Consider the following 26,742-nt stretch of genomic DNA (forward strand, 5'->3'; position numbering starts at 1 on the left):
CTGAACACCACCATCGACGGGGCGGTCCGGGCTCTGAGGGAGTACGCCACTCATACCGGGCAGGCACTCGCGGACGCGGCCCACGACGTCATCAGCCGACGCCCGACCAGCACCTCCCGACGCAACGGCAGAGCTCACTGAGCGCCGTGCGGGAGTGTGCGGCAACGCCCCGGGCGGGCACCAGGAGAGCGCGGCTCGGCCACCTGTCTCGGACGAGGCCGAGAACGTGGGAAGGAGGTGCGCTTCATGGCACACGAGCGGATCGGGTTGACGAGACGCGACCACCCCACGACGACGCCGATAGCGGCGAGGTGGGGTGTGCGCGCGAGGTCGAGCGCCTACTCCAGGAGCTGCGCGAGGGACGCGAACCACCGGAGTTCGACGCCGAGACGGACGCGAGGCTGCACGAGCTCCTCGGGTACGGACCTCGACGCTAAATTGCGTCGGACAGGCGTTCGATCGGCACGGAGACGCCCGTCGGGCATCGTGCAGCGTCGTGAGGACGATCCGGACCTGGCGGGCTCTGCGTCGCGAGGGACGCCGGCTGAGCCTCTACGCCGTCGCCCGCGGCTGGAACTGAACCACGATCGTTATCGCACTATTCTCCTACGCAGAGCCGGGAGCGGGCCTGTTCGAGGCCGAACCAACCGCCCAGTTTACGAAGATGTTCTTGCAGCCCACAGGCCGCTTCGAAGAGTAGCCGCCGGAGACGAGCACGAGCGAACGAGAATCCGTCAGCTCCCAGGCGAGCGGCGCAACTTGCCGGTCCCGGAGGGAAGTCACTCCATGAGGGGTCGCAGAACACCGAACGCAGAGGGGGTGGCCGTGTTGTTGACGTTTCGAGCAGCATCCCGCCCGGGCAGCCGAAACCAAGTCCACCGGTAACCGAGGAGGTGAGCCGGTGGACGAGGTTCCGGGCCGCCGGTGGGGGCCACGGGAGCCCGGGACCGTCTAGCGTCGGCCGCGAGAGTCTGCGTACCGTAATGGTGGGCTCGTGCCGCCCGCGGGTGCCAGGCTCCGGGGCCATCCCCCTGGCCCCGGAGCCGCTCAAGCCACCGGCGTGGTCGCTCCGCGCTAAGATCGGTGCAGCATTCAGGCAGCACGAGGTCTAATATTCGTGTCCACAGCGCTGGACGCGATACCACGAAACAGCCGGTCAGACCGTACGCGGCCGTGGTGGGGGAGACCCGGAATCGGACGCAGACCCGTTCATAAAGAGGTCACCGTCTTGCGCAAGTTCCGACGACGCATGGAACAGGTCGGTAGTCGACCAGCGGTCGTGAACGGCCGACCTCGAGACGTCCCCGGCGGGAGGCGGAACCACGAGGGACCAGCCGGCTCCACACAGACCAACAGTGGATCTTGGACGTGGGGGAGCGGACCTCCGTGACGCGGTCCGCCCGCGGCAGCGGCACCGGACTGCTCACTGCCCGCGTCCGAGGCCGTGATGCCAGGACGCGCCGGCGCCGCCGTCCGAGGGCCCCACAGAGATTCCTCCGGACGGAGGCACGCGGGACCGGCGTCGGCCGCCCGGCGCGCGCTCGAGGCCCGAGTGGAAGTCCTCGACAGGCGCAACTGGTCGCCCCAGGGAGCGTCCTGTGTGTAGCAACGTCGTGTAGCAACGCCCCCCACGCACGACCACATGCCTAGCCCTGCACAGCGCTGGCTTGGGGGAGGACGACGCCGTCAAGGGTAAAGAGAACCAAATATCTGACATAATCATAGTTATCGGATGACCGTTTGTGCTGGTCAAGGGACTGTACCTCATCATTATGTCAGCTGCCGTCGCGGATCGGCGCGGCACACACGCCAGACCCTGGGGCTTGCGTGGAGGCTCGCGGTGGTAGCCGGGGCGTCAACTGCTGCGCGCACGCGGGGTGTCCTTCCATCGGACCTGGACCTCGTCCAACGACCCGGACAAGGACGCCAAGCTCGTACCGGTTCTGCCACCGGACCCCGCCTTTGACCTCGTCCTCGGGGACCCCGGTGCCGGCGATCGCCCGGCTGGTCGCCGCGGACGAGGACACCGTCCGCTATGACGCCTGTGTCCGCGCGAGGTCGTGCCTGGGGTGGCCGCCCACCCGGCGCGTTCGCGGGTCATGCCAGGGCGGGGAAGACCTGTTCGGCCTTGAGGCGCACCGTGCCCACGGCCAGTGCAGCCACGGTCGAGCCGGGCCAGCCGCGGGTCCTTCCCGAACAGGGTGTCCCTTCGGTCCTGCCGGGCCCGACACGCCCCAGGGACTGTCCGGGGCCGCGGAGCATCGCCCGGTTTGTCAGGTGTCCAGATCGATGTGCTCGCGGACAAGCGCGATGCACTGCCGCTGACCACTGAGGCCGGGGGTGCTGACGCCGGGTCGGCCCCTGAGTGAGCATCGTTGCCCCAGACGCCCCATCCATAACCCGCGCAGATGCACGAGGCCCACGACGAAGTGTCCGAGGACGATGACGCAATGGCGCACCGTGGGCCGCTGGCCGATGATCACCGCGACGCGCGGCTGTTCCGCGGGCCGGGGCTGCCATGACCGGGGTCGGGGCGAGCTCTCGCTCCCGGCGCCCGCGATGGGTCCGGCGACACCCGGTCGTCGCGCTCGTCGGCGCCGTGATGATCCTGGTCGCGTTGGCGGGGGCCTGCACCACGACACCAACGGCGACGACAACCCCGGCGGGCCCGCCGCCGGCGCGCTCGCCGGGCACCGTGGTGTCGTTGACCTTCGACGATGGCAACGCCGACCAGATGCAGCTGCTGCCCACGCTGCAGACCCACGGGCTGCACGGCACCTTCTACATCATCACCGGGGCGATCGGTCAGCCCAACTACCTCACGCGCGACCAGCTCGCCCAGATCGCCGCGGCCGGCAACGAGATTGGTGGGCACACCGTCTCGCATCCCTCCCTGCCCGCCGACGACCCGGCCGAGGTGGACCGTCAGATCTGCGACGGCCGGGCCACTCTGGCGCGGTGGGGCTATCACGCGATCTCGTTCGCCTACCCCTACGGCGCATACAGCCCGGCCGTCGAGGCCGCGCTTCACGATTGCGGCTACGCCAGCGCCCGGCTGGTCAACGGTCTCGGGGCGCCGGGACCGAACTGCCCGGGCTGTCAGCTGGCCGAAACCGTGCCCCCCGCCAACCCGTACGCGGTGCGCAGCGCCGGCGAGGTCCAGGCCACCACGGCGCTGGCCGACCTGCAGCGCTACGTCATCGACGCCGAGAACAGCGGCGGTGGCTGGGTGCCGTTCATCTTCCACCACGAGTCGACTGCGGACAGCCTGTCCGGTGGGGAACTGGCGACCACACCGGCCCTGCTCGACCAGTTCGCCACCTGGCTGGTCGGTCAGCAGCAACAGGGCCGCCTCACCGTGAAGACCGTCGGGCAGGTCGTGGACCAACCCGACGGGCCGGTGCACACCGCCGTGGGCTCCACCCGACCCGAGGTCGCCAACCTGACCCTGCAGGCCGGCAACCCCAGCATGCCCGACTGCTGGGAACAGGGCGGGTACGGCACCAACACCGCCACCTGGCGCCGCGACCAGGCTGCCCCGGGCCAACCCGCCGACGAGACGATCACCATGACGTCGTGGACCTCGGGGGACGCGGTGCTGCTATCTCACCTCGACCTCGGCCAGTGCACCGCCTGGACGAACCCCGGGCTGGTCGTCAGCACCGCTGCCGACTACCGCTCCACGGCGCCCACGCAGTTCGCGGTCTACCGCCGGGACGGCGACGGGGCTTGGACCTACTGGACCTCGAGCCCATGGCTGCCCCCGTCCGCCACCTGGCGCCCAACGGCCTGGACGACCCCGCCCACGCCGCCGGACACCGCCGGGGTGGCGGCCGGGCTCATCATCGCCGGGGTGGGCACCCTGTCGACCACGAACTACCACATCGGGCCGATCCTGCCCCCGCCACCGGCGGGTCACGGACTCGTCGTGGTCGCAGGCCTCGCCGCCGTCGTGGTGCTCGGCCTGCTCGGCGCGGTCGTCGTGCGCGACCGGCGCCGCCGAATCAGCTCGAGCGGGCCCCGAGAACCCGACACCGACTGGGGCCCACCCGCCGCGGCGCCCCACGCCGAGAAGCACGCCACGGATTGCGCGCCCGTCCCGGCCCGACAACCGCCAGCCGACGGCGGCGACACGGACACCCGCTGAGGCCTGGCAGTGAACCACAAGCGGGTCGCCCGACTGATGCGAAAGGCGGGCCAGCAGGGCCGCTACCGGCGCCGTTACCCCGGCTGCACCCGCCGCGAGCCGGACGCGGAGCCCTACCCGGACCTGGTCAACCGCGACTTCGCCGCCGAGGGCCCGGACCGCTTGTGGGTCACCGACATCACCAAACACGACACAGCGGAAGGGAAGGTCTACTGCGCGGCCGTTCTTGATGCCTACTCCCACAGAATCGTAGGCTGGTCGATCGACGACAACATGCAAACCGCGTTGGTCGTCGACGCGCTCGGTATGGCAATCACCCGCCGCCGACCTGTCCCGGGCAGCAACGATCATGCATTCCGACCACGGATTGCTTCACGTCTAGGGCGTTCGGGCGCCGCCTCATCGATGCGGCCCGGTCCCATCGATGGGTTCGGTCGGCGGCTGCTACGACAACTCGATGCTGGAGTGCTTCTTGGGGAACGATGCAAATCGATCTTCTCAACTCGCGGAAGTGGTCGACTCGATCCGAACTTGCTACGGCCATCTTCGAGTGGATAGAATGCTGGTACAACCCGATAAGGCGTCATTCCAGCATAGGAATGTGCTCGCCGGCGGACTTCGAAGCCCACCACAGCAGCCCCGTCCAAGGTCACTGACCCCACACCGTCGGTGTCCGGCCTACGGGGCCAAGCGTACTAGTTTGCGGCGATGCACGACCGGCGCACTGCTCGGCCTGCCCGAGCTCTGGCTGGCTCGGGGCTCGACGTTCCTGGCGATCCGAGTCATGGTCCGCTCCATCCCCCGTCGGCGTCCGCGACCGCCATGTCCACCAGCACCCGACCAGGATCATGGCGCCTCCGCCGTCCCGGACAGCCGAGCTCGACCCCGAGCCCACCGCTCATTGTGGTGACATGGGCGAGGTCGGCCAGCAGCCGCGAGCCGGCGTTCGACACCACCCCGTCGGTCGGGACCGTAAGAGCGGGCGCCTGCCCGTAGGGTGCACCTTCGAAGTGCCTCCTGGCTCGGGCACTGACGGCGTCGGAACGTCCAGTCTTCCCTGCTCAGAGGGCACTTCGTCTAACGGCACCCCTCAGCCTCGTGAAGGACCGGGGTCAGGGCAGGAGCGTGAACTTGGTTGGGAAATAGGTCGTGCCCACTCCGTCGCGACCGTAGTCGCAGGTAATGCTTAGCGTGTAAGCCCTGGTTGATATGTTGAGACCGACAGTTGCGGGGCTCCAGGTGGTGACATTGCCATAAGCCAGTCTCGTTGTGAGCCTATAGCTATTCTGGGGGAATCGAACCCGGCGGTTACGCCCCCGCCGTCGAGCAGTCCAGGTACGCCGGGCTGACACGGCTGGTTCGGTGCAAACCGTTAACGACTGAGTCCTACTAGGCGTCAAACTGCTCAACGGAACTGTATGGGCGGCGCGCTCACAAGGAAGTCAGTTGGGTGGATAAGTCATGGTTCTTGTTCCCGCGCCGTCGTAACACGAGAACGTGACGTGGTGGGCTCCGAATGGCGGACGCTGGGCCTCGTTGTCGCCTACGGGGTGAGGTTCCCGGCTCACCAGGGCTCCCGCTCACCTCCCGATGCGGTGTCACTGGAGTCGCTGCCGGTCGACGAGTGCCGCCGTTGCCGGCCACACGCCCCCAGAGACCGCGACCCACGAGCCGACGGGGAGTGCGGGGGTGTACCGGCGCTGTCGGCACATTCGCCTCCTCGCGTCTGATGGCGGGTCCGTCAGCCGAAGGTCGGCCCCCTGCCGGTGCGGTCATCGAGGTACGCGGCGAGCTGAGCCCGCACCTCGGGCAGCTCCCACCACCTCGTGCCGTCGGGGTCGATGCGAGCGGGGCTGACGATGCCGGCCTGCGCGAATCGGTGCAGTGAGGCCGCGGTGGTCCGGAGCGCCTCGGCCGCTGCTTCGGTGTCGATCAGCAGGTGGGGCGTCTCAGTCGGGATGGTGGCTGGGGGGGCCGCGACCGGGGTTGGTTCCCCGCGTCGGCGGGGCAGGTCGAGCAGGCCGAGCACCTCGAGGATGTGCCGGGCGACGAGCGGGTCGTCGGGGAACCGGGACACGACCAGCCGGGCAGCGCGGCGGGCCTGCTCCGGGGGAATCCGAGGGTCGCCAACCGGGTCGAGGTTTGACTTCCGCGGCCGTGTCGGGTCCGTCATCGCCGGCTGCCGTCCTTCGAGTTGGTCTCCGCCCGCTGGTCGGGTCGCCTGGTGGGTGGGCCTGGTCGCGGTAGGTCGTCGCCACGGGAGAGCACGTCGATGGCGACGATCGCGATGGCGGTCAGACCGACGAGCCGGATCACGTCCCAGGACGGGGCGAGGGTGGCGATCGTGTGGGTGGTGATCGCGACGACTGTCAAGATGAGCACCGTCAGGTTGTGGAGGTTCACCTTGTCTCGCCTTCGAGGTGGCGCCGTATCTGCTCCCCCAGCTGATCCACGTCCCACAGGGTGGTGGCGCAGGGTGCGGTGTCGGCGGGGGTAACGACGCTGGCTGCGGACCATTTCTTGAGCTGGACCGGGGAGAAATCCAGGGCGAGCGCGGCCACGGGGACCAGGTAGGTCATCGCCGGTCGCCGTCCTCGTCGTGGTGTGCGCGGTTGACAGCTTGCCGGTAGGTCGATGAACGGTGGATGAGAAGGCCGGTGGCGCCGCGTTCGACATGGCGGGGCCTCGGCGTTGTCGTTCGAGGTCCTGGCCACGACAACCGCGGCCGGATGGCCTTGATCGTCGGTGACCCCAGGCGCGCGGCTACACGAAGAGGCAAGATCACCGGCGAGCCCGTCAGCGAGCGCCGCGGCTCGTTGATCGGTGGCGTTGACGAGCACTCCCAGGTACTCGTCCAGGCAGCACGCCCAGCTACTGGCGCCCAGTCGCTCCAGGTGGTGCCGGTGCGGTCGAAGGTGTCGGCGTCGCGAATGCGACCGTTGATGACGTTGGTGAGGTTGCGGGCCCTCGAGAGGCCGGTCGGTGATCGAGTCTCGAAGGACCTGTTCCGCGTCGTGTCCGGCGAGCTCGGCGCGACGGAGCACCCGGGTTAGCGACGTGGCGCTGTCCTCGGCGGCCAACTCGGGCTCGGTCGTGGTCACTGATGGTGCCGTCGCGGCGAGGGCGTCGAGCCAGCGGCTGGTGCGTTGGGTGGCGGCGAGACGGGCGGCGTCCGCGAACAGCTCGCCCGCGGTGGGGGTGCTGCCGGCGTCGTCCGCGGAGGACGTGGGGATGGCAAGCGCGGACGCCCCGTCGAGGACGTCGTTGCGGGCGGGAATGGTGGCAACGACGGCGAACAGGTCGCGGTACAGGTCGTGCTCGCTGGTTTGGTGGGCGGGATCGGTGGGTCCAGTGCGGGTCACGACATATGCGGTGTCGGCTTCGGCGCCGCGGCCCGAGGTCGGCCAGAAACCGCGTGACGGTGAGCGGATCGGCCGGCAGGGCCCGCTCCCCCACCTCGACACACCACGTCTCGAAGCGGGCCCATTGCCGCTTGTAGGCGGCCCACGTCTGCTCCGTCAGCCTCCCGAGCCCACGATTCGGCCCGTTCGGTCAACTCGTCTCGTCCCGGGCGACGGCCAGCGGGGCGCCGGCGGGCTCGACGGACGACTGCCCGGGGGTCTCCAGGCCTGTTCGGCGTCACGTCGACCAGCTTCTCCACAGATCGGGCCGAGTCAGTTTCCGAAGTCGGCTGCACGAACTCGCGGAGCGGTCCGCACTGGAGCCGGCCGACCCTGGATGCCGAGCGATACCGCGATATCCGCGCTATCGCGGCATCCGTGATCTCGGTATGGCACCGCCTCCCGCGGACGACGTCGTCATCGCCCAGCTCGTCACGGACCACGCTCGAGACACGGTCACCGGCACCACTCGCGCTTGGCGGCCAGGCGGACCAGCCCTGGTCGCGGCCTATCGTCGGTCAGGGTGCCGTCCTTGAGGAGCTCGTGGCGTGCCGGGCCGCGGAGCAGCTCTTCGGGACCTCTCCTGGCGGCCCACGCCCAAGCTCCCCTCAGCTGACAGTTGGGGGTTTCCGCGTGTGATGCGCCGGGTTCGCAGCACCAGTTGCTAGCATCTGGTGATGGCACGGACGATCACGCTGCGACTCCCGGACGCGCTCTACGACACGGTGCGCCGCTACGCCGAGGACGACGCCCAGTCCATGAACGCTTGGATCGAATCCCTACTCGACACCGAGGACATGCGCCGCCGCTGCGCCGCGCACGAGCAGTGGCTCACCCGCCATCCCGAGCACGCACGCGCCGCGGAGGCCTGGGCCGACGGTAACCTCGACGAGCTCGCCGGACGGTGAGCACGCCCGAGCGCCCGGATCCCCGCCGCGGGGACCTCTGGACCACCAACGCCGGCGTTCGGGTGCTCGTGGTGTCCTCCACGGTCTACAACGAGATCCCCAGCGAACCCACCGTGATCATTGTTCCGGTCTTCGATTCCGAGCCCGACACCGGCTTCGGTGTCGACGTCGGCGATGGCTGGGCGGCGCCCGGCCTGATCAGTAGCCTGCGCAAGGTCCGGCTCGAGGCATTGGTTCGCCACGTCGATGTGCAGACCCTCACCGAGGTCAACACGATGCTGTTTCGGATTCTCGCCACCCCAGAACGCTGAACGGCTCGCGCGCCCGAAGCCCTATGCCGTGATATGCACACTTGTCACGGCATCGGGTCCGGCCAGCTGGCCGCTCCCGCTCGCCCAGACGGTGGGCCGTATTCATTCGATGAACGCTGTGGCGGAGCCGGCGCCCGTCTCAGGCCCGTCGCTGACGCCGCGGTGTCGGCTGCACTGAACCTACCTCCGTCATCGGGCGTTCCGAACTCCACGGTGCCCCAGTGAGATTCCCCCAAGGCACCAAGAAGGCCGCGAGACGCGGATCCAGCTCGTGCTCGAGGGCGAGGCGGGCGCAACGCTCGCGTGTCTGCGCCACGAACTGCTCCGCCTCGCCAGTCCGCTCCCCCGCGCGCGCCTCCAGGTCGATGAGCTCCTCCCGGACGGCCAGCAATCGGAGGATCTGCAATTCCACCCTCTCGATGTCGCAGGCGACGTGGCGACGCATTAGACGGGGATCTCAACACGTTCGGGGTTGGCGCGAGACCCGGAATTCTCAAGCGCGACGCGCGCGACTGCGCCAGTAGGTCTGATCATTCGGGAGCGCCCGGGCACAGCTCGAGCCCCGCGATCGGACCACCTGAGGTCACGCCCACAGCTGGTGGCATGGCCATCGAGCGAGTGTCATGACGAGGCGGGCCACCGGCAAGAAATCCGACGCTGTGTTCCCTGTCACACGTGCGGGCCTTCTACCGCAAGGCTGGCGGGTCCAGCGCGACGAGGGCACACGGACCAGGAGTCGGCGGAGTTCTCCCGCAGGCCCAGGCGCAGGACAGGCGGCCGAGACCGCGCCACGCCGCCCGGGTCTTTGACCCTTCATCGCACGCTGACGGTGGAGCCACCCAGCACGGTTCGAGACGCAAGCATCGGGCCTCGAGGAACTCGACGACCGTCTACCCCGCCGGCGCGCGCCGGGTGGTCCTTGGAAAGAGGCCTCGCGTCCCCGAGCTCCCTGCGTCCTGCTGTCGGGAAAGGGCAGAGGTAAGGAGACGCCGTCGGCGGTCTCGTCCATCCGTCGTGGGGGACGGAGGGTGCGCCGGACCGACTCTGAGGCCGGTGCGGGCGGACGCGTCAGCGCGGGCGGGACTGCCAGGCGCGGTAGTTGCTGATCAGGTCCTTCTTCAGCTGACCCCGGGTCTTCACCTCGATGCCCTGCTCGACTGCCCAGGCCCGGATCGTGTCTCGCTCGGAGGCAGTCAGCCCGTCGCGACCACGCGGCTCGTCCTCATCGCCCGCCGCCGGGGGCGCCGACGGCGCCGCGGGTCGGGTGTCCGCAGAGTCGGGATGTGCGGCGGCGGCCGCGCCGTTGCTGGGGAGCTTGGTCGGATCGCCGGCTTCGAAGGCCTCGATCACCCGAGCCGGAATCCGGCCGCGCTCGGCCAGCGTGACACCGTGCGCAGCCGCCCACGCGCGAATTTCTCCGTTCGCGGTCCGCGAGCGCGCCGGGCCACGGCTCGTCTTGGCGACGCTCTCTGATGGAGTGGCGGGGCGGGTCGCGCGGCGTCCACCGGTGCGACGTGCCGCCGCGGTAAAGCGGGCCAGAGCGTCGCGCAACGCCTGAGCGTGCGCGCTGGACAGGTCGATCTCGTACTCGACGCCTTCGAGCCCGAACGAGATGCTCTGCTCGGCCTCGGTGCCGTCGAGATCATCGATGAGGGTGACGGTCGTCCGTGATGCCATCGGGCTTGTTCTCCTCACAGGAATCGGATAAGCGCGGTGAGCTCACCGCGTGTGCCCCCAATTGGCTTCAGTCGCACCCCACGCCGGGTCCCTTTCTAGCAGACCGTCGCCATCCCGGGGTTCCGTGCTCCCGACACAACAATGACACGCGGACGCGCGACGACGCGAGGCCGCTCCGGCGTCACCCCTGCGCGGACGACTCGTGCACCCACCACGGTTGACGCCAGGTCCTGCTCGGCGCCGATCGCGAATCCGTCCGCACCCCACGAATGGGCGACCGGTCGCCGCCAACACCCCGTCGTCCGGGAGGAGCGGAGGTCGTCCACCAGCGAGCCACGCTAACCACGCGCCGACTAGCAGACCCGCTCGTCACAACCAGGCGGACGGCGCGACGGGTCGTCCACGGTGTGGAGGGACAGTGCGAGCGGGCGAGGGCGTTGATGAGCCGAGCGACGAGCTGAACGCGCGGCGGTCGCACTCGGAGCGCCGGCGTGGTGGGCGTGCCTCCTCACCCACACCATCGCTCGGCTCGCAGCCCGCCGCGGCAGCAGTCTGGCCGCTCGGCCCGGCGCTCGAAACATCTGCTCTTTCCGCACCTTCCCGGGTGAACGATCCGCGTCTTTCCCGGATCACGCCCTACGCTGGACACGGCACGCTTTGGTCCCGTTGGCGGACCCGGTCGTGCCCTGTCGTCCCAGACCCCGGCGCCGCATTGACGTGAGGCGGCTACACGAGGGAGCTGGGGCCGTGGCCATGACCGGCCGGTCGGTCCGGGGCGGGGCGATGGGGACGAGGTCCAGCCCTGCGAGCGAGTCCGCGCGAGACGCCGCCTTGATGATCCGCGTCGCGTCCGGCGAGCACGCCGCGCTCGACGCAATCCACAACCGATTCATCCACCGTGTGCGCGGATTGGCTCTACGCCTCTGCGGCGACGAATCGCTGGCCCAGGACGTTGTCCAGGACGTGTTCCTCGAGGTCTGGCTTCGATCGGCGCGGTTTGACCCTACCCGCGGCTCGGTTACCACGTGGCTCCTGACCGTCACCCATCACAAGGCCGTAGACGCGGTTCGCCGGGAAACCTCACGCCTCCGCCACCAATGTCCCTCCGACGCCGTCGACGCCCACTGGGAAAGGCTCGCCAGTCCAGGCGCCGACCACTGGGCGATCGAGTCGGTCGTGGCCGGATACCTACGTGAGGCGCTCGCCCAGCTCCCGCTCTCGCTGCGCCAAGCCCTCGCCCTGGCCTACTTCGGTGGATACACCCAGTCTGAAGTGGCCGCGGCCCTCGGCATCCCGCTCGGCACCGTCAAATCGCGGACGTTCACCGCGATGGCCCGCCTCCGCGAGGAACTCCAACAACTCTATGACGCCGTCTAAGAACGGCGGTGCTGAGTCCATCGACAGGCAGGCGCTGCAGTTCGCGGGCGTCCTCGGCGACCAGCCCCGCGCGATGACGGCCGAATGACCTAGTCCAGGGAGTCCCGGAGACCGAGACTCCCGCAGTCGCACGGTCGCGGGACCTCGAGCGCTCTAGGGCACCAGGAGCGGAGCCGGGATCGCGTAGAAGGCCGCAGCGAGCACCACCAAGATCGATCCCAGCCAGCGCAGCGTAGCGGCGCCCGTGCGACGCCGTCGCTCAGCCAGGGCGGCGAGGACCATCGAGACGACAGCGCAGACGGCAACGACGGCGATCGCGACCGGCCGGAACTCGGCGAACAACACGGTGTCGTTGTAGCACCGCGAGACGCGCGGCCGGGAAGCAGTCGGGAGCAGCTCCTGCGCACGGAGCCACTATCGCCCATCGGTCACGGGCCCCATGAGGCGTGGATGTCACGCAGCGGAACCAAACAGCAACACCCGGTGAACAGAAGGCGACGTTCTATCGCTAGGGTCCGCCTTCACATCGGGGGATCTCCACGGCCCATCGCGGATCGCGAGGGTGGACGGCGTCCCCCGTGCATCCGGAGTGGACCGGTCGACCGAGGCGAAGCCGCCTCGCGGTGGATCGGGGTCGGGGGACCAGAGGAGATGCCGTTGCCGACAGCATTCGGGGCTGCATGGCTGACCCGCGACGCGCGCATCGTGATCACGACGCGGGCCCTCCGGACGTTCGGCTACGGGTCGACGAGCGTCGTTCTCGCCGCAATGCTGACCGAGGACGGCGACTCGCCCGCCCAGGTCGGTCTACTCCTCGCCGTCGCAGCGGTCGGGTCGGTTCTCGCCAGCATTCTCATGGGCCTGCTCGCCGACCGTTTCGGTCGGCGCTCGTCCCTGCTCGTCGCCGCCGGGCTGATGGCCGGCGCGGGGCTCGTCTTCGCGTTCTCCGAGTCCTACCCCATGTTGACCGTCGGAGCGTTCGTCGGAACCATCTCGCCGTCGACCAACGACAACACCCCGTTCAGCGGCGTGGAGCAGGCGATCCTCGCCCAGACCTGCCCGCAGGAACGGCACACGGCCCTGTTCGCCGGATACAACATGACTGCGCTCTGCGCCGGCGCGATGGGCGGCCTTGTCGTCGCCGGGATGAGCTTGGTCCCTGGGGTCGAGGCAGGGGACCTCGCGTTCGGCCTGTACGCGGTGATCGCGGTCGCGACGGCGATGATGTTCCTCGGTCTGAGCCCGGCCGCGGAGGCACCACAACGCGGGACGAGCGGTGCGATCGCGGGGGAAGGCGTGGTGGCAGACGGGCCCGTGCCTGCGGAACCCCCACGACGGCGGCTCCCCCCGGGGCCGGTGCTGCGGCTGTCCGGGCTCTTCGCCCTCGACGCGTTCGCCGGCGGGCTGGCGGTGCAGGCGATCCTGGCTCTCTGGTTCCAGCAGCGCTACGGGGTCTCGACCTCGGAGCTCGGGCTCCTCTTCTTCGCCACGAACCTGCTGCCCGCGCTCAGTCAGGCGTTCGCTCCGGCCCTCGCCGCCCGCCAGGGGCTGCTCACGGCGATGCTCCTCCCCCACTTCGTCTCCAACCTCCTGCTGCTGTGCGTGCCTTTCGCTCCCTCGTTCGGCCTGGCAGCAGGCATCCTGCTGGCCCGCCAAGCCCTGTCGAAAGTCGACGTGCCCGCCCGGCAGGCCTTCACCGCGGCGATCGTCGAGCCCGCAGACCGCACCGCAGCGGCGAGCATGACCTCGGTGGCGCGCAGCGTCGCGGTCTCAGCCAGCCCCATGACCTCGAGCCTCCTGCTCAGCGGCCCACTGATCGCGTTCGGCGCGCCGCTATTGCTCGGCGGGGGCCTCGCGATCGCTTACGACCTCTCCATGTGGCGCAGCTTCCGGCACCTCCCCGTCGCGCGGCAGGTTCGGCCGTTGACCGCACGGCTGCGGGGCCGGCACCGAGCCGGTCCGGCGGGTCGTACGGGCGACGTCGCGGCCCGCCCGTTCGAATCCGTCGAAACGAGTGCGACCGTCCGTATCCCGGTCTTGGACGGCACCCCGCTCGAATGGCACCCGGAGCTCCGGACGCTGCCGCTGCCGGTCGGGCTCGGCCGCACTCGTGTAGCGACACCGAGCCACGGGAGCTCGTAGGAGCCGGGGCGGGGCGGCCCGCCCGGTCGCCGCGCCAGGCCGGAGAGGCACTGCGCCCACTCGCTCATCATCTTGGGTCGGCTCCGCAAACGCCCCCTGCCCGCGATCCCCGAGCGCTGCCGCCCGCTCGTCGCGACCACGGCGTGGTCCGGTGGGGCCCCGATCCCGAGCGTGGTCGACCGCGCGCCAAGCGCTTCCCCATGCGAAGAGTCTCAGTCGTGTCGCCGACGATCAGCACATTCCCGAGCGCACGCAGCTCGACGACCGCGCCGACGCTCGCCCATCGCGAGCGCGGGGCGGGGCGCGGGAGGCAGTTCGCCGAAGGGACTCGACGCGCCAGCCTCCGGGCCGCTGCCCGAGGGTGCGCCCGAGGGTGCGCTCGAGACCTGCACATCGTCAGAAGATCGCCACGAGGTCGACGAATGACCGTCCGCCGTCGAGGGCGTGGCCGGCAGCGGTCCTCGTTGGACTGGAAAAGCTGGGGATATGGGCGCGGCTCGGGGCCACCGTTGCGCTCCGGGCCGTCCCTATCGGATCGAAGGGATTCTCCCCGCGACTATAGGTGTACTGATTGGACAGGTTGGTCAAGCGGGTGATCGGGGCTTGCCTGCCGACGGCGCTGTGGGGCCGGTGGTGGTTGTACTCGTGCAGCCACCCCGGTAGCGCCTTCCGACGCTGGGTTTCGCTGAGATAGAGCCGTCGGAACGCCCACCCGGCGGTCATGGTGCGGTGGAACGTTCGATGCTCCTATGTTCGTCAAGCTGCGGAGGTGGCGGGCATCGGATCGGGTTCTTCCGCGGCTGCCTGGGGGAGGTTCGCGTAGATCTCGCGGGCGATGTAGCGCTTGAGGCAGCGGATGATTTCCCGCTTGCTGAGGCCTTCTCTGGTGCGGCGTTCGACGTAGTCGCGGGTGGGCTGGTGATGCCGCGTCCGCACGATAGAGGGCGCTGTTGGCGGCCCGGTCGCCGCCGCGGCTGAGCCGGTGTCGGCCGGTGGTGCGTCCGCTGCTGGCGGGCTGTGGCGTTCCCAACGTGCCCGTCAGTACAACAAGCGCGTGATCTTGTCCTTCACCTTGCCGACCACACCGTTCCGCCGCTGACCGTCGGCGGATCCCCACTGGGGCGGCGCGGTCTCCGCGGCCATCTCCATCTCGACGGTTGCCTGCACCAGTTCCATGAGCTCGGGATCCAGGCCGGGCCCGACCTCCTCCGGGCGCTCGACGGCGATGCCGGGGTCCGCTCTTCGTAGGAGACCAGCCCGAGGCCAGGAACTGCTCAGTTCTTGACTTATCCGCGTTCGTGAGCACAGTCGACCGCCGTTCTCCCGGGGCCGCAGTCAGGCAGCAGGGCCCTGCGCCGGGAAGGCGGGTCGCACTCCCCCGACCCATACCTCCGAAACCGACCACCACCCGTCCACCGATCATCAGACGCACGTTCTTCCTGGTCTGCACCCAGGAGCGTCAAGCTTCCCGACCACGCCATTCGGCGGGTCCGCCGCGATCCTGAAATCGCCGCCGAGTTCAGGAAGCGCCGGCCCTCCTCTCTGCTCTGTCCGGGGGAACAGGCCACCTCGGTCGAAGAAGGCAGACGGCGGCGAAAGACACTGGGGATGACTCAGGGGTGTAGCTCGATTTTGTGCACATCGTGCGGGTGAAGCGGATCTGCACGCGTGTGACTCGCGCGTTGGCGCAGGGGCAGCGGCACCAGTGGCGGAGAGCCAGAGTCCCGAGGCGCTTGCGAGCGAGCCGGGCCCAGCATCGCTGGCGGTGGTGGCCCAGCGATTGGCGACCGGATCAGGTCAGATCAACCGAGCGGTCAGTCGCCACTGCCGGCGAGGAAGAAGAGCACGACGGCCTCGATGATCAGAGCGACACCAGTGACGATCTCGTAGCGGATGTTGATGCGGCTACTGACGAGCCGGAAGGCCAGGCGGCCGAGCACTAGCCCGATCAGCGACATTACGGCGGTGGTGACCCCAAAGATGAGCGCGGGCAGCCAGGGGGAGAGACCGAGCAGCCCCAGCGAGGTCCCGGCCACCACGTTGTCGATCGACAGCGGCAGCGGTAGCCCGAACAGGGTCCAGGACTGCTCGAACTCATCGTCCTCGGAAGCGGGGACGCGCCACACTCGCACCAGCAGGTACGCGCCGTAGCCCAGGAGCGCCAGCGGGCCGATGTAGTCGGCGATCGGTCCGATGGCGTCGCCGACGTAATGCCCGATTACCAGCCCGAGCAGCGGCGCCAGCCCGTCCCAGAGCCCGAAGTTGAGCGCTACCAGCAGTGTGCGGGCCCGGGCCATCCGCAGCGGGCCAAGCAGCACCGAGGTGCGGAAATTATCGAGGCTGAGCACGAAACCGAGCACGAAGACATTGACCAGTCGCGCGACCATCCCCTGCCGTCTCCCCTCGCCGCCCCGGCACCGCCCCGTGATCGGCGTACGCCCGGCGTAGTACGCCAGCCCGGCGCCGTGGCCGTCAAGGTCGAGACGGCGGTAACGTCTCCTGACACCCAGTCTTGCGCGCGGCGAATCGGACCGAGGGGATGGCGATGATTAAGCCACCAAGCCATGCCACGGACTTTGCCGACCACCCGCGAGAGGCGGGCCCAGCGCGACTGGGCGCCGGACCGCATCGAGGACGCCGACGCGGTGGGGCGAGCAGTTGCCTCATGGAGTACGTGTCGATCTTCGCGGGGGAGCTGTTCAGCGACCTGCCCGAATGCACCCATCCCGCGATCGCGGTGGTGGCCTGGCGTGTCAACGACGAGCTCCCCACCGCCACCCGCCAACGACTGCTAAACCGGGCGCCGGCGTTGGTCGGCGCCGGGCGCGGACTCAACCGCCCGGTGCGCCCGATCGTGCTCGGGGTGATCGCCGACGCCGCACTGACTCTCGAGCCCGACCATCGGTACTTCCGGCGTATGCGGCGACGCCTGGACCGCGCCCCAATCACGGCCGGGGAGGATTCCGGCGGGCGGCTGGGTAACGCGCGGTGCCATCTCCTGCCGCTCGACCTCGCCTTGACTCGTTACCTCTGGGTCGTCTCCTGCCATAGTTCGCATCGAGACCAGCGCGAGCAGCACATGATCAACCTGCTCGACGCATGCCTCGCCGTCGTCAATCACCAGCCCACTAGCCCGGCTCCTGCGGCCGGAACATGCCGTGGTTGAGGTGTGCCACCGCAGTTCGATACACCACCGCGCCGCTGGTCGTACTCGAGGCCTTGCGCTGAGCACGCTTCTCCCCAGGGGCCAGTCACGTCGTCTACTGATGCACACGCCGCTTGAGAGCTTCGCAGAAGATCACCGCTCGGGGATCACAGCCGCGGCGCCGGCCAGTACGGCACAGGCGCTGGCGAAGCTTCGGATCACCCGGGCTGCGTGGGTCGCGTGGGCCTCCGCGCGCACCGCCACCACCATCAGGACGATGGCCAGCACCGCCAACGCGACCACTGTCAAACGCGCGCTGGTCGTCGTGAACACCACCGGCGGGTTGTAACCCACCGCGGGCAAAGGCCTCGCAAGATAACAAGCGCCATCGGTCCGGCGTCATTCGACGCTCAGCGTGTGGCCCTCGTCGCCGGTCTTGATCGTGCGCTCGCTGGTGAGGGCCGCGCCGGCGTCGTGGCCGGTGCCCGGGGCCGTGTAGACGTCGATGATCGAGCCGGACACGAGTTGGTGGGCGCGTTGGGTCCAGCCATGCGCACCGGAGTCGCGCAGCACCGTGTGCTGGGCCTGTGCGCTGGGTTCGCGGGCGCCTGGTCCGGCGCCGGTCGCAACGGCCACCAAGAGGTTCGCGCCGTGCTCGCGCAGCCCCACCACGAACGCCGGGGCGGCACGCGTCGGGACCGCGATCGTCATCGCGTGGTCGCCTCCTCCCCGGCGACGTCGAGGCGGGCGGTCTCGGTGTCGACGGCCTTCGGCTGGTCGACCTTTAAGAACGCGAAGTAGGCGATGATCGCAACAATAAGCACAATCAGGACGATCGCGGTGCGGTCCATGCCGAGGGCCAGGCCGCCGCGTCCGGGAGGGCCACCGAACCAGTCCGCGAAGGAGGCCCCGAACGGGCGAGTCATCATGTATGCCAGCCAGAACGCGGCGATGGCATTGAGCCCGAACCAGCGATAACCAATCGCGGGCAGGACGAACAGGACCGCGAACATGATCCCCCAGGGCAGGTAGCCCAGGTGCAGCGTCGAGGCGGTCCAGTCCCCCGCGGCCGTCCCGAGCGCGAAGGTCAGCAGGACCGCCGCCCAGTAGAAGGACTCCCGCCGGCGGGTGGTGATCGAGTGGATCGACAGCGTGCCCTCGACGCGGTACCAGAGGGCGAACATCGCCAGTACCAGGACCAGCAGCACCGAGGTCGACACGGTGTAGGGCACGCCGAAGTCGTTGTGGATCAGGTCGGCGACCGTGGTGCCGACAGCTTCACCACCCAGACATCAGCGTGATCTCGGGACCTTGCTCAGCATCGTCGAGACCCGCGCCGGTGTCGTCGTTCCGCTCGAAGGCATGGGGAGCCTTCTCCTCGCGATCGTGTCACGGCCACGATCGGTTGACCGCGCCGTCTACAAGGGTGATCGATGGGGGTGAAACCGCGACGTGGGGTCGGTTGTAACTCGGTAAGAGGGCATGTGCGCGGCGCAACTGGCCAGTTCGAAACGATTAAGAGCTTGCCGGGCAGGTCGGCTTCCACTGTCGATCGGTCCCTGGCCGACGATGTAGCGCCGGCGAGGACCAGCCGTGGCCGCACCCGCGCGAGGCCCGGACTTCTCATCGTTGCCACATCGGCCGCACCTGACGGTGGGGTCGTGGAACGAACACGTACACGGTCGAGCGGAGCTCTCGTCGTCTCCGCCAGCCCGCTGACCGTGAGCGCGCAATGGCCGGGCGGACCCGGGGTTGCTCCGGGCCTCCGTGCTCACCTGCTGATGCCGGGCATGCCGTGGTGAACGACCGCGGCCCCTTCGACGAGCAGTCCACCGACCACGACCCGACCCGCCTACTGGACGGCGCCGTCGACTCTTCGGTGAGTTCGGGCCGGCCGAGGTGGCGACCCGGCCTGCGAGGGCGCCGAGCCATGACCGGGGTGGCCCTCTTCGCCGGACTCGCGCTTGCCGGTCTCTCCGGCGGCCATCTCCTGGGCGCCGCGGCGACCCACGGCGGCGACGAGCACGGCGAGGTTCATCACCACCACCACGGTGAGGAGGACGGCGGGGTGGTGTTCCAGCCGGGTCCGGGCCCGATCCCACCTCCGGTGCCTGGCCGCTAGTCACCGATAAGCCGTACGTCTGCACCCGGACCCGCCTCGAGGGCCGGTTCGACCCGGGGGCGCGTGGTCCCCTAGCAACGTTCGCAAGGACGCTCCGATGACCCAGCTCAACCCGCCCGCTCCCCCGACCACCCGAGCATCCACGGACGCTCCACCCCCTGGCCGTCACCGCCGACCTACCCATGCACGACTGGCGTACGTCATAGTCGTGGCGACCTTGGTGGTCGCCGTGGTCCCCGTCGGAGGGTCGATCGGACGGGCCCTCGCAGCTCCCGGGCAGGCCAGCACCTCCGTACGGCTCGTGGAGTGGCTGCGTGACCACGGCGGCGGCGGCCTCGTGAACGTTGTCGAGAACCTCTACTACGCACAGAACAAGCCAGGCTCCGGCGCCCCGGACCCCACCTCGATCCCCTCCCTGACCACGGCCACAGCAGCGCCCGCGCCTACGGGGGGCTACCGCCCTCCTCCTCTGCCTGCGCCCCGGGCGAGCGCGCTGCCGGCCGAGGGGCGCTGGGCTCCCTCGCCACAGCGCGTCTCCGGGCGGCCCGCCCTCTACACCGCCTTCTTCCGGCCCCTGACCGCCACCAGTGTGGTCGTCGGTGCCGCCTGGGTTGACCAGTCGATCGCCCGCACCCAGCTCATCGCTGGAACGCAGGACCCCGGCCACTCCCTCGGACGAACCACCGTCGACGGGGTGGGCGCCCAGGTGCCACCAGCAGCACGCCCGAACCTGCTGGCCACCTTCAACTCCGGCTTCAAGCTCAAGGACGCCCAGGGCGGCTATCTCGCCGCCGGGCGCCAGATCGTCCCGTTGCGCCGCGGCGCAGCTTCCTTAGGCATCGAGTCCTCGGGCCGCGTCCACCTCGGCGCCTGGGGCCGCGACCTCGGGCCAGGCCAGGGCCTCGTTGCGGTGCGCCAGAATCTCGACCTCATCGTCGACAACACCGCGCCGGTTACGGGTCTCGATCAAAACAGCGCCGGCCAGTGGGGAAGCTCCAACAACCAGTTCCAGTACACCTGGCGATCGGGACTCGGCATCGACGCCCACGGAAACCTGATCTACGTCGCGGCCGACAAGATCAGCCTCGCCGATCTCGCCCGGTCGCTGACCGCAGCCGGCGCGGTGCGAGGCATGGAGCTCGACATCCACCCCCAGCTGGTCACCTTCATGACTTACCGGCCCGGGCAGGCCGCCAGCAGCGGCGCCGGCAACCACCTGTTGCCGGGAATGCTGCCCCCGCTCAGCCGCTACCTCGTGCCCTCCCAACGCGACTTCCTCGCCGTCACGACTCGATGACCTCCGACCCCACGGCGGCAGCAACGCGGCCGGCTCCGCGACGACCCCAGCCGTCCCGACGAACGCCCGCATTGTGATCATCTCGGCCCCGGTCGGGGCGGGACACAACGGACCGGCTGACGAGCTCGCGCGACGCCTGCGCCGCGCGGGATGGCAGGTCGACCGCGTCGACGGGCTGAGCATCCTTCCGGCACATCTCGGGCAGGGCCTTCGACTGCTCTACCTGTCCGCGATGCGGAACACCCCCAAGCTTTGGGGACCGGTCCTCGATTCGTGTGCCGACGGTCTCGGTGCACGCTCCGTCCACGCCGCGCTCGATCGGCTCACCCGGCGCACCATGGCTTTGATCGGCGACGTGCCCCACGCCGACGTCTCCACCTACCCCTTGGTCAGCCAGCTCTTGGGCAGGCTCAGGGTGCGCGGTGAGCTGAGAGTGCCGGTGATCAGCTACCTCACCGACCCCGCAGTGCACCCGATGTGGTGGCATCCCGGGGTTGACGTGGTCCTCGTCCCCCACCGGTGCATGCTCGACCAGACACGACGACTCGCCGGCCGGCGCGGCGGGCCGCCGACCACGATCGTCGAGACCGCGGCGGCACTACCGAGGTCCCTCACGGCCGCCCGGCCGCCGGCGGCCGTGAGCACGCTGCGTCGTCAGCTCGGGGTGCCGGGAGCGGTCCTCGCACTCGACACCGCCGGGTCGGTCGGCGCCGGCCCCGTCGACCGGACCGCGGTGGACCTCGCGAGCTGGAAGGCGTGGCCCGTCGTGCTCTGTGCCCGCAACGAGCGGCTGCGCCGCCGGATCGAAGCGCTCGGTGTTGGGCGCGGGCTCGGCTGGGTCGCCGAGGTCCCCGACCTGCTCGCGGCCGCCGACATCGTCGTCCACAACGCCGGCGGGCTGGCGTGCTGGGAAGCCCTCGCGGCGGCGCCCTGTGGTGAGCTATCGCGTGCTCCCGGGACACGGCGAGGCCAACGCCGGCGGTCCTGCACACCGCAGGAGTCGCACCGTGGCCGCCACCGAGCGGGTCAGCCCCGGCCCTGTTCGTTCGGCTGGACCGCGCATCACTGATCGTTCACGTAGCTTCCTTCGTCGTGGCGTCCCTCGTGACACCACACCGTCCACCGCGACCGTCGAACCGTCGTGAGACGCCGCTGAGGCCACGCGGCGAGACTCGGCCGTGGGCCCCTCGAGGTGCCTGAGCACTCCTGGTCGGCATCGACGACACGGATCCGGCGACCCGAAGGTCGCCGACCACGTTGTCGCCTCAGCGCACGGGCGCCTCCCGGGGCGATCCGACGCTCGTCGCCCCGATGAGCCGGAAGCGACCCGACACCGGTTCCTCGCGTCGTCGGTCAGTGCTGGTTCTCGCCGGAGGCCGCCGAGGTGCCGGTCGCGGGAACTCCCTCGACAGGGCGCCCGCTCTCGGGCTCGACGCCGGGCTTCTTCCCTCGCCGGGCCTGCCACCCCTCGATCCCGATCGGGACCAGGGAGAGCACCACGACGAGGACCAGAATGAGCTCGATGTTGCTCTTGACCACGCTGAACTGCCCGAGCACGGCTCCGAGAAGGGTCACCCCCGCCGCCCAGAGCAGCGCCCCGACCGCCGAGAACGTCAGGTAGCGGCGGGCCGGCATCCGCCCCACGCCGGCCATGACGGTGATGAAGGTGCGCACGATGGGCACGAAGCGCCCGAGCACGATGGCCCGGTTGCCGTACTTGTCGAAGAAGCGCTGCGTCCGCTCGACGTTCTCGCGCTTGAACACCCGCGAATTCGGTCGATCGAAGATCGTCGGGCCGGCAGCGCGGCCCGCGTAGTAGCCCACAACGTTCCCCAGGAAGGCAGCGACGACCAGGACCGCGCACACCAACCAGAGCGGCGAACCGATCAGCCCCGTGGTCGCCGCGAGCCCGGTGATGAACAGCAGGGAGTCGCCGGGAAGGAAGAACCCCAGCAGCAGCCCGCACTCGGCAAAGACGATGAGCGCGACCCCGAACAGCGCCAGGGGTCCCAGACCCGCGATCAGGGATTGCGGATCGAGCCACTGCGGGCCGAGGGCGAAGGTGGTGGTGGCGTCGGCGATGGTCACGCCCCGAAGCGTAGGAATCGAGCGTGAGAGCACGATGTGCGCGCGGGACGGCGCTCCCCGCCAAGTGTCCGGCCACGCGCGAGGTGGTGAAGACCGCCGCGATGACGGCAGCGCGCTCGCCGGCCTACCTCGTGATCGTTACACCGACGGCGGTGTACATCGTTGACAAATCTCGAGGCGCGCACGATGCGCGCGTCGGACGCCGTCTCGGCGAGGCGGCCGACTCGGCCCTCCCGTCGTCCCCCTCAAATCGGCGGCAGGGCCGTCCCCTCACCCTCGAGGCGTCACCACGCGCGCGGGCGCAGGAGATACACATCGGTCACCCCCGCACGCACAGGTCCGTCATCGAGGCGCAGCCCGGCCTGCCGCGCCGCGGCCTCGACGTCGTCGCGGTCGCGGCAGTACACCCGACGGCGCCCGAGGAGCTCGATGCGGCGGTAGCGGTCACCGGCGGAGCGCTCAGCGGTCGGCACGTTCATGATGATCACCCCGTCCTTCCTCAGGATTCGCGCCATTGTCGTGAAGGACGGTGCGAGCTCTGGCAGGTAGTTGAGCACCCCGACGGCGAGCACCGCAGCGAAGTCGGTGCCCACACGCAGGTCCGCCGGAAGGCTCCCGTCGGCAATGTGGACCGAGCTCCAACGGTCACTTCGAGCACGCCGAGACAGATGGGCCCGCATCGCGGAGGAGGGTTCACCGACCTCGACGTGGGCTCCGGCCCGAACAAACACGTCGGTGTAGGTGCCCGTTCCCGCCCCGATCTCGAGCACCGATCGAGCCCAGAGCTCGCACCCGCTTAGAGCCGCCCCGATGGTCGCGACCTCGTCACGGCGCAGTCCCGTCCCCACCGTGTCCGGGTGAAGGACCCTTCGTAGAGGCGGGGGCTCCAGCCACGGTGGCTGGGCTGGAGCCACCGCTCGCGGCGACGGCGACCGAGCCGGTCGCAGAAGCGACCCGGCCTCACGGGGCCGCCGCTCCGGGCGGTCCGCAGGACGGGATCTCGCCGGGCTGGCGTCGCACCGCCGGATTCAGCATGCCATGGCGACGCGCCTGGGCGACGAGCCGCCCTGCCTCGGTGCGGTCGACCTGCAGGGCTCTGGCCACGGCGGCGGTCGGCGCGAGCCGCACCCGCGGCGTCGCACTCGCCATGGCCTCGCGGTAGACCCGGGCGATCATGCGGAGTGTCTCCGGGTCGGGGAGACTTCGCGGAGCGCGAGGCGACGGGGCCGCGCTCGCAGTGCCGGGCGCCTCCCGGGTGGGGGTCCGGGGACCCGGCTCGGAGGTCACGCCGGAGAGTCGGGCGACGGCGACTGCCTGGTAGCGCTTCCAGGGCACGCCCTCGAGGATCTCGCTGTCGAGCGCGACGTCAGGCGCGGCCGGTGTGATCTCGGCCGCCACCAGCTGCCACGAGCCGGCCTCTGTCGTTGCCAGCCGCAGCGTCACCCGCAGCGGTCCCTCAGGCTCGACCACCTCGACAAGGGCTTCGCGCACCTGCTCACCGCGGCGGTCGGGCGATGGAGCAGCGGGGTCGGGGTGCCGGTAGGGGTCGAGCGGGGCGGCGACGGACTCGGAGCGCAGCCAGAGGATCTCGACCGACAGGGACGAGCGGCGGGCGGTCAACGCACAGCCTGGGCCGGCGGTTGGGGCCACGCGGGAGCTCCGAGTCGGAGGTCGGGGTCCACCTCGGTCACCGGATGCCGAACCAGATCAGGCAGGCGGTGCCGACGGCGATGCAGTAGATGCCGAAGGGGCGCAGGGACCGGTTCTCGAAATAGCGGGTTAGGAAGCGCACCGAGAGGTAGGCCCCCACGAAGGAAAGCACGCTGCCCACCAGGATCTGGGGGCGGACACCGTCTCCGAGGGGGCCCGCGAGATCGCCCAGCTTGAGCACGCCGGCGGCGAGAATCACCGGGGTCGAGAGTAGGAACGAGAACCGGGCGGCGTCCTCGTGGGAGAGCCCGCGCAGCAGGCCGGTGGCCATGGTGACCCCCGAGCGGCTGATCCCCGGGCACAGCGCGGCGATTTGCGCGGTACCGATCCCGACCGCGCGCAGCACCGGCATCGCCGCCAGGCGCCGGTCTGCGGCCTCACCTGCGGTGCTGTCGGCTGTGGTGGTCTCGGCGCCGACGCGCAGGGTCACGGTGGCGGCAGCCTGGTCCACCCCGCCGCGCTGCGGCGCCGGGCCGGACGGCCCCTGCCCGGCCGGGAGGGCGTCCACGGCGCGGCGGCGCAGCACCTCGGCGCCGAGCAGGATCACCCCATTGAGCACGAGGAAGATGGCCGTGGGGACCGGGCGAGACAGCACGGTTCGGAAGGTGTGCTCGAGTAGCAACCCTACGACCCCGACGGGGATGGTGCCCAGCACCAGCAGCCAGGCCAGCCGCTGCTCGGAATTCACGATCTCGCGGCGCACAACACTGGTAACCAGCCCCCGGATGATCCGGACCCAGTCGCGCCAGAAGAACACCAGCAAAGCGAGCGCGGTGGCCACGTGCAGCCCGACGATGAAGGCCAGATAGGGCGACTCGGGAGCGCCAACGTCGAGGTCCTGGGCCCAGCTGCCCCCGATGACCGCGGGCAGCAGCACGCTGTGCCCGAGGCTGGAGACGGGGAAGAGTTCGGCGACACCTTGCAGGGCGCCGATCACGACAGCCTCGAGCCAGCTCAATTGATGCACGACGGGGGCTCCTGGGGGCCAAAAGGGCACGGGCGAGCGATTCGGGGCACGCTCGCCCGTGCACCGTGGATGATCCGGCGATCGTCTTCAGCGTCCGTGTAACGACGATGAGAGAGCGTCCCCGGCCCGGCCTCAGCCCAGCGCCGCCAGGAGGTCGTTGAGTGCCGCCGTCTCGGCCCTCGGGTCCGGGTTGTTCGCGCGCAGCGCCTTGAGCACCGTGTCGATCTTGCCGTCCAGCCGCGTCCAGGCGGCGTCGTCGCGGGCCTGCAGCCTGCCCTGTGCCTGATCCCACGCGGTCTCGAGATCCGTCACCCGGGCCGTGGCGCCGGCTTGGTCGCCGCGCTGGAGCAGGGCCAGGTCGTCCTGGGTGATGGTGCGGAAGCTCGACAGATCCCCCAGGGAGGCATTCGGGCCCGCGCCGTGAGCTCCGGTCCCAGCCGGTGCCGGCCCAGCGACCGCGCTCGGCGCATCGGAGCCGGAACCCGCCAGGGCGTTGGACCGCGCCGCGTACCCCGCCGCCGCCAGCGCCAGCATCACCACCACCACCACGGTGGTCTGGAGCAGGCCGTGACGGGACGACTCCTCGCCGGTCGTCGACGACGCCGGCGCGCCGTCCAAGCCGGCCCGGCTAGGCCCGTCGATGACGTCGGCCCGGCTGAGTTGCAGGTAGACAACCGTGCCCACGATGGCCACGAGGAAAACGATGCTGGTCACCGTGGTACCGACGCCGAGTCCGCCCTGATCCGGTGGCTGAGCCAACAGGTCACCGAGGGAGGCGCCGAGCGGGCGGGTGAGGACGTAGATGATCCAGAACGCCAGCACCGGGTGCAGCCCAAGCCGCCACCCGATGGCGACAACCACGACCACCGCAATCACGATCAGAGCCGAGACCCCGTACCCGAGGCTGAGCGCCTGGCCCATGAGGTCGCCGGTCGCGGTGCCGAGCGCGAAGGTCACGAAGATCGCCAACCAGTAGAACGACTCGCGACGACGGGTGACGATCGAGTGGATCGACAGCGTGCCCTCGGAGCGGTACCAGGCCACGAACACCACCGCGAGCGCGACACCGAAGACCACTGAGCTCAGCTGGAGCGGCACACCGAGGTTGTCGGTGAGGTTGTCGGTGACGAGGGTCCCGAAGACGCTCACGAGGGTGACCGTCGCCCAGTACAAGCCGGGGACGTACGCCTCGGCCCGCATCTGCAGCGCCAGGATGACCGCCAACAAGAGACCGGTGACGACCGAGGTGCCACCGAGCCCGAATCCGAGATCGACGTTGAGGAAATCGGCCGCCGTCTCACCGACGGTGGTGCACAGGACCTTGATCAGCCAGAACCAGACGGTGACTTCCGGCACCTTGTTGAGCAACGTGCGCGGCGAGGCCGCCGCATGCTGGGATGACATGGCCGCGAAGCATCCGAATCACCCGTGAGAAGAACATGTGACACCG

At 69.9% G+C, this 26,742-nt stretch carries 26 protein-coding genes and 2 pseudogenes; 11 read left to right on the plus strand and 17 right to left on the minus strand.

Annotated features, from left to right (window positions below; all coding sequences use genetic code 11):
* Positions 1–2,602: 2,602 nt before the first annotated feature.
* Genes AC0CYZ_RS03415 through AC0CYZ_RS03425 form a run of 3 tightly spaced genes read left to right on the plus strand, consistent with a single transcriptional unit; the run spans position 2,603 to position 4,803 of the window.
* Complete coding sequence (locus AC0CYZ_RS03415) at positions 2,603–4,147, plus strand: polysaccharide deacetylase family protein (RefSeq protein WP_472212401.1); 1,545 nt, start codon at positions 2,603–2,605, stop codon at positions 4,145–4,147.
* Positions 4,148–4,156: 9 nt separating this feature from the next.
* The gene (locus AC0CYZ_RS03420; protein WP_472212358.1) at positions 4,157–4,705 is read left to right on the plus strand and encodes a DDE-type integrase/transposase/recombinase; all 549 of its coding nucleotides are present in this window, start codon (positions 4,157–4,159) and stop codon (positions 4,703–4,705) included.
* Positions 4,630–4,803, plus strand: coding sequence for an IS3 family transposase (locus AC0CYZ_RS03425; protein ID WP_472212360.1), 174 nt, complete (start codon positions 4,630–4,632; stop codon positions 4,801–4,803). The genes AC0CYZ_RS03420 and AC0CYZ_RS03425 overlap by 76 nt, the downstream gene beginning before the upstream one ends.
* A gap of 1,085 nt (positions 4,804–5,888) precedes the next feature.
* On the opposite strand, the gene AC0CYZ_RS03430 is transcribed toward AC0CYZ_RS03425, so the two are convergent.
* From AC0CYZ_RS03430 to AC0CYZ_RS03440, 3 genes are all read right to left on the minus strand, one after another.
* Positions 5,889–6,224, minus strand: a complete 336-nt coding sequence (locus AC0CYZ_RS03430) for a hypothetical protein (protein ID WP_472212362.1) — start codon at positions 6,222–6,224, stop codon at positions 5,889–5,891.
* A 92-nt stretch (positions 6,225–6,316) separates the two neighbouring features.
* Positions 6,317–6,529 (minus strand): hypothetical protein, encoded by a 213-nt coding sequence (locus AC0CYZ_RS03435; protein ID WP_472212364.1) that lies wholly within the window; start codon positions 6,527–6,529, stop codon positions 6,317–6,319.
* A gap of 17 nt (positions 6,530–6,546) precedes the next feature.
* On the minus strand, positions 6,547–7,509 hold the full coding sequence (locus AC0CYZ_RS03440) for a hypothetical protein (RefSeq protein ID WP_472212366.1): 963 nt from the start codon (positions 7,507–7,509) through the stop codon (positions 6,547–6,549).
* Between the two features lie 716 nt (positions 7,510–8,225).
* Between AC0CYZ_RS03440 and AC0CYZ_RS03445 the strand changes: the two genes are divergently transcribed.
* Positions 8,226–8,456 (plus strand): hypothetical protein, encoded by a 231-nt coding sequence (locus AC0CYZ_RS03445; RefSeq protein ID WP_472212368.1) that lies wholly within the window; start codon positions 8,226–8,228, stop codon positions 8,454–8,456.
* Entirely contained in the window at positions 8,453–8,767 is a 315-nt protein-coding gene (locus AC0CYZ_RS03450) for a type II toxin-antitoxin system PemK/MazF family toxin (RefSeq protein ID WP_472212370.1), read from the plus strand. The genes AC0CYZ_RS03445 and AC0CYZ_RS03450 overlap by 4 nt, the downstream gene beginning before the upstream one ends.
* A gap of 1,068 nt (positions 8,768–9,835) precedes the next feature.
* On the opposite strand, the gene AC0CYZ_RS03455 is transcribed toward AC0CYZ_RS03450, so the two are convergent.
* Positions 9,836–10,444 carry a histone-like nucleoid-structuring protein Lsr2 gene (locus tag AC0CYZ_RS03455; RefSeq protein WP_472212372.1) on the minus strand — a complete coding sequence of 203 codons (609 nt, stop codon included), beginning with the start codon at positions 10,442–10,444 and terminating at the stop codon, positions 9,836–9,838.
* 834 nt (positions 10,445–11,278) lie between these two features.
* Between AC0CYZ_RS03455 and AC0CYZ_RS03460 the strand changes: the two genes are divergently transcribed.
* The gene (locus AC0CYZ_RS03460) at positions 11,279–11,821 is read left to right on the plus strand and encodes a sigma-70 family RNA polymerase sigma factor (RefSeq protein WP_472212374.1); all 543 of its coding nucleotides are present in this window, start codon (positions 11,279–11,281) and stop codon (positions 11,819–11,821) included.
* 153 nt (positions 11,822–11,974) lie between these two features.
* On the opposite strand, the gene AC0CYZ_RS03465 is transcribed toward AC0CYZ_RS03460, so the two are convergent.
* Complete coding sequence (locus AC0CYZ_RS03465; protein WP_472212376.1) at positions 11,975–12,166, minus strand: hypothetical protein; 192 nt, start codon at positions 12,164–12,166, stop codon at positions 11,975–11,977.
* A 306-nt stretch (positions 12,167–12,472) separates the two neighbouring features.
* Between AC0CYZ_RS03465 and AC0CYZ_RS03470 the strand changes: the two genes are divergently transcribed.
* Entirely contained in the window at positions 12,473–13,963 is a 1,491-nt protein-coding gene (locus tag AC0CYZ_RS03470) for an MFS transporter (RefSeq protein ID WP_472212403.1), read from the plus strand.
* Between the two features lie 564 nt (positions 13,964–14,527).
* Here the strand turns inward: AC0CYZ_RS03470 and AC0CYZ_RS03475 are convergent.
* From AC0CYZ_RS03475 to AC0CYZ_RS03490, 4 genes and pseudogenes are all read right to left on the minus strand, one after another.
* Positions 14,528–14,698 (minus strand): annotated as a pseudogene (locus AC0CYZ_RS03475) (integrase core domain-containing protein); the annotation flags it as partial.
* A gap of 21 nt (positions 14,699–14,719) precedes the next feature.
* Positions 14,720–14,987, minus strand: a pseudogene (locus AC0CYZ_RS03480) (IS110 family transposase); the annotation flags it as partial.
* A gap of 14 nt (positions 14,988–15,001) precedes the next feature.
* Positions 15,002–15,139, minus strand: coding sequence for a hypothetical protein (locus AC0CYZ_RS03485; RefSeq protein ID WP_472212378.1), 138 nt, complete (start codon positions 15,137–15,139; stop codon positions 15,002–15,004).
* A 638-nt stretch (positions 15,140–15,777) separates the two neighbouring features.
* Positions 15,778–16,350, minus strand: a complete 573-nt coding sequence (locus tag AC0CYZ_RS03490) for a manganese efflux pump MntP (protein ID WP_472212379.1) — start codon at positions 16,348–16,350, stop codon at positions 15,778–15,780.
* Positions 16,351–16,628: 278 nt separating this feature from the next.
* On the opposite strand from AC0CYZ_RS03490, the gene AC0CYZ_RS03495 reads away from it, so the two are divergent.
* Positions 16,629–17,129: a hypothetical protein gene (locus tag AC0CYZ_RS03495; protein ID WP_472212380.1), complete on the plus strand. Its 501-nt coding sequence runs from the start codon at positions 16,629–16,631 to the stop codon at positions 17,127–17,129.
* 132 nt (positions 17,130–17,261) lie between these two features.
* On the opposite strand, the gene AC0CYZ_RS03500 is transcribed toward AC0CYZ_RS03495, so the two are convergent.
* From AC0CYZ_RS03500 to AC0CYZ_RS03510, 3 genes are all read right to left on the minus strand, one after another.
* A complete protein-coding gene (locus AC0CYZ_RS03500) occupies positions 17,262–17,444 on the minus strand; it encodes a hypothetical protein (RefSeq protein WP_472212381.1) in 183 nt (60 codons plus the stop codon).
* 63 nt (positions 17,445–17,507) lie between these two features.
* Positions 17,508–17,819: a hypothetical protein gene (locus AC0CYZ_RS03505; RefSeq protein ID WP_472212383.1), complete on the minus strand. Its 312-nt coding sequence runs from the start codon at positions 17,817–17,819 to the stop codon at positions 17,508–17,510.
* On the minus strand, positions 17,816–18,397 hold the full coding sequence (locus AC0CYZ_RS03510) for a COG4705 family protein (protein ID WP_472212405.1): 582 nt from the start codon (positions 18,395–18,397) through the stop codon (positions 17,816–17,818). The genes AC0CYZ_RS03505 and AC0CYZ_RS03510 overlap by 4 nt, the downstream gene beginning before the upstream one ends.
* 641 nt (positions 18,398–19,038) lie before the next feature.
* On the opposite strand from AC0CYZ_RS03510, the gene AC0CYZ_RS03515 reads away from it, so the two are divergent.
* The 3 genes from AC0CYZ_RS03515 (at position 19,039) to AC0CYZ_RS03525 (ending at position 21,596) form a co-directional block, all read left to right on the plus strand.
* A complete protein-coding gene (locus tag AC0CYZ_RS03515; RefSeq protein WP_472212385.1) occupies positions 19,039–19,230 on the plus strand; it encodes a hypothetical protein in 192 nt (63 codons plus the stop codon).
* Positions 19,231–19,531: 301 nt separating this feature from the next.
* The gene (locus tag AC0CYZ_RS03520) at positions 19,532–20,527 is read left to right on the plus strand and encodes a phosphodiester glycosidase family protein (protein ID WP_472212387.1); all 996 of its coding nucleotides are present in this window, start codon (positions 19,532–19,534) and stop codon (positions 20,525–20,527) included.
* A 232-nt stretch (positions 20,528–20,759) separates the two neighbouring features.
* Positions 20,760–21,596, plus strand: a complete 837-nt coding sequence (locus tag AC0CYZ_RS03525; RefSeq protein WP_472212389.1) for an MGDG synthase family glycosyltransferase — start codon at positions 20,760–20,762, stop codon at positions 21,594–21,596.
* A 284-nt stretch (positions 21,597–21,880) separates the two neighbouring features.
* Here AC0CYZ_RS03525 and AC0CYZ_RS03530 read toward each other — a convergent pair whose 3' ends face one another.
* From AC0CYZ_RS03530 to AC0CYZ_RS03550, 5 genes are all read right to left on the minus strand, one after another.
* A complete protein-coding gene (locus tag AC0CYZ_RS03530) occupies positions 21,881–22,615 on the minus strand; it encodes a DedA family protein (RefSeq protein ID WP_472212391.1) in 735 nt (244 codons plus the stop codon).
* Positions 22,616–22,899: 284 nt separating this feature from the next.
* Complete coding sequence (locus tag AC0CYZ_RS03535; protein WP_472212393.1) at positions 22,900–23,385, minus strand: methyltransferase domain-containing protein; 486 nt, start codon at positions 23,383–23,385, stop codon at positions 22,900–22,902.
* A 190-nt stretch (positions 23,386–23,575) separates the two neighbouring features.
* The gene (locus AC0CYZ_RS03540) at positions 23,576–24,235 is read right to left on the minus strand and encodes a hypothetical protein (RefSeq protein WP_472212395.1); all 660 of its coding nucleotides are present in this window, start codon (positions 24,233–24,235) and stop codon (positions 23,576–23,578) included.
* Positions 24,236–24,302: 67 nt separating this feature from the next.
* The gene (locus AC0CYZ_RS03545) at positions 24,303–25,292 is read right to left on the minus strand and encodes an undecaprenyl-diphosphate phosphatase (RefSeq protein WP_472212397.1); all 990 of its coding nucleotides are present in this window, start codon (positions 25,290–25,292) and stop codon (positions 24,303–24,305) included.
* A 132-nt stretch (positions 25,293–25,424) separates the two neighbouring features.
* On the minus strand, positions 25,425–26,696 hold the full coding sequence (locus AC0CYZ_RS03550) for a COG4705 family protein (protein WP_472212399.1): 1,272 nt from the start codon (positions 26,694–26,696) through the stop codon (positions 25,425–25,427).
* Positions 26,697–26,742: the final 46 nt, after the last annotated feature.

The organism is Actinomycetospora sp., assembly GCF_055612215.1.